Here is a 2,545-nt window from a genome sequence, read left to right on the forward strand (position 1 = left end):
TTTAGGGCAAGTTAAAGTTGAGGATCATTCCAACGAGATTACGGCAATTCCGGCACTCTTAGAATTATTAGACCTGACCGGGGCGATCGTTACCATTGATGCGATGGGAACGCAAACCGAGATTGTGAAACAAATTCGCCACAAAAAAGCTGATTATATTGTATCTCTTAAAGCCAATCATCCCACTTTACATTCTCAGGTTAAAGAAGGGTTTGATACCAGAAGAGCTAATAACTTTGAAGGCATTAACGTTAGTTATAACCAACAGATTGAAAACGGACACCATCGCACTGAAAAACGTTATGTTTGGGCTGTTCCTTTAGAGGCTTTCGCTGGTCTTTATCAACAAGACCAATGGTCGGGACTGCAAACCATCGTCATTATTGAAAGAATCCGCCATCTTTGGAACAAAACGACTCGTGAAGTCCAATTTTATCTAACTTCTCTGCCTGCGGATGCTCAAGCTCTTGGTCGTGCCATTCGTCAACATTGGACGATTGAAAACCAAGTTCATTGGACTTTAGATGTCACGTTCCATGAGGATCAATGTCGGATTCGTTCAGGTCATAGTCCTCGTAATTTTGCCATCCTGAGACGGATGGCACTTAACGCTCTTAATCAGGAGAAAACTTTGCAGCGTAGTCTTCGTCAAAAAATCAAACAGGCTTCTATGAATAATGATTATATGATGACTGTTATCAACTCCTTTTGTCAAGCTTGATTGAGATGCTCTTACCCTGCATATTCAATGAGCATATCGGTTGTGTAGGAGTTTGGCTCCACATAAAAAAGACAGGGCTTTATTGATAAGTAAGACTTATATCAAGAAAACTTTTAGAACCCCGACTTCTTAAAGAAGTTGGGGTTCTGGGTATTCTTTGATATAAAATCTAAAATCGATTGACTTCCAGAGGTTCTGAGGCTGATTCATTGTCTGATAGATTTCTCTTTCTGTTAGCAAGGCGACGTTCCGGGTCAATTCCCTCGAAGGTTGGTGGAACCAAACTCGGAGTACCAACAACACTCCAAAAACTATCAAAAATGCGCCTGTTGATAATATTTGAACCCAGGGAGTTTCCAGCGATCCTCCCACGATAACTTCTCGCAAAACTGATACAATACAAACTTCTACAGCCACGACTATCGAAACGCGCTGCTCTTGTAAATAAATAATTATCCGCCGAGATCATTCCACCAAAACTAATAAAAATAGAAAGTCGGCAGTCACTGGCTAAGAATTCAAAGGAGGCAGTAGCGATAAAAACATTTCTCGCAGTTAGAGCACCATAAAACCGAACAAACCGATCCACAAAGAAATGATAATTAAGTCTTGAACTGCTTCTAAAGCACTGACTATTAGTTTCAGATTCAACCATTACGAAAGGTGATTAATCTGATTATTTGAACTGTTTTGCATAGACGGCTGCTGCAAGCTGTTTCACTTGCTTACAGCTTAAGTTAAAGTGAGCTTATCTTTGATAAAAAAACGGTTTAATTTATTTATAACCATCCTAAAACTCCGCTCTCTTGACAATTTCCCACCACCTTTTATTTACCGCGCAGGCGGGTTGACATTTTGCCAATGATTGTGGTATTTACGGCCTGCTATTAGTAGATTTGACTGGTCAAAAGCAGAAGTCAAAATCCTAAAATGCTGCAACTGCTATAAAATAGGAAAATTGTAAAGAATTATTTACCACAGCTTGATAAACTCAAGCTAGCGACTCTCGGCTTTAATCATACAAAAGCCGGAAAGTCAACCGAAAAACCAAAAGTAATCCAGAGAGGATTGAACACAATGGCATTTGAACTCGCACCATTACCCTTCGCCGCTGACGCCCTAGAACCAGCTCATATGTCGGCCAACACGTTTTCGTTCCACCACGACAAGCACCACGCTGCTTACGTGACCAATCTGAATAAACTGATTGAAGGGACTGAAATGGCGAGCAAATCCCTTGAAGAAATTGTCAAGGAATCTGCTAAAGACCCATCCAAAGCAGGCATTTTTAACAATGCAGGTCAAGTTTGGAACCACAATTTTTTCTGGAATTCCCTCAAACCGGGCGGCGGCGGCACTCCGACAGGAGCTTTAGCTGACAAAATCAACGCCGACTTCGGCAGCTTCGACAAATTCAAAGAAGAATTCAAGACTGCTGCGACAACTCAGTTCGGTAGCGGCTGGGCTTGGCTAGTTGTGGACAACGGTACTTTGAAAGTTACCAAAACTGCCAACGCCGACACCCCGGTAGTACACGGCCAAACTCCATTGCTGACTTTGGATGTCTGGGAACACGCTTATTATTTGGATTTCCAAAACCGCCGTCCCGACTACATTACTAATTTCTTGGATAATTTGGCTAACTGGGATTTCGCAGCAGCAAATTTGGCTGCGGCTTAGTAGCCTCTGAGTTTGAGGGCTTTAGTCCTCACTAGAAACCGATAAAGTTTGTAGTGAGGACTAAAGTTCAATGGCACTGAAAAAGTCTCAATCACGCCCTCCGTTTAGATTTCAAGACAGAGCGAGGTTCCTGCATTCGAGGAT

At 42.1% G+C, this 2,545-nt stretch carries 3 protein-coding genes; 2 read left to right on the forward strand and 1 reads right to left on the reverse strand.

The features are described from left to right. A partial coding sequence (locus QUB33_RS29135) for an ISAs1 family transposase (protein ID WP_333358055.1) occupies positions 1-721 on the forward strand: 721 nt, incomplete at its 5' end. A 129-nt stretch (positions 722-850) separates the two neighbouring features. Here QUB33_RS29135 and QUB33_RS29140 read toward each other — a convergent pair. Further along, entirely contained in the window at positions 851-1,138 is a 288-nt protein-coding gene (locus QUB33_RS29140) for a hypothetical protein (RefSeq protein WP_333358058.1), read from the reverse strand. Positions 1,139-1,798: 660 nt separating this feature from the next. Between QUB33_RS29140 and QUB33_RS29145 the strand changes: the two genes are divergently transcribed. After that, positions 1,799-2,401, forward strand: coding sequence for a superoxide dismutase (locus QUB33_RS29145; protein WP_242719987.1), 603 nt, complete (start codon positions 1,799-1,801; stop codon positions 2,399-2,401). Positions 2,402-2,545: the final 144 nt, after the last annotated feature.

Origin of the sequence: Microcoleus sp. B3-A4, assembly GCF_036705385.1 — a bacterium.
Taxonomy (GTDB): Bacteria; Cyanobacteriota; Cyanobacteriia; order Cyanobacteriales; family Microcoleaceae; genus Microcoleus.

Bases quoted from the DNA above. Each gene is read 5' to 3' on its own strand.
- QUB33_RS29145 (WP_242719987.1), top strand. From the start codon at position 1,799: ATGGCATTTGAACTCGCACCATTACCCTTCGCCGCTGACGCCCTAGAA.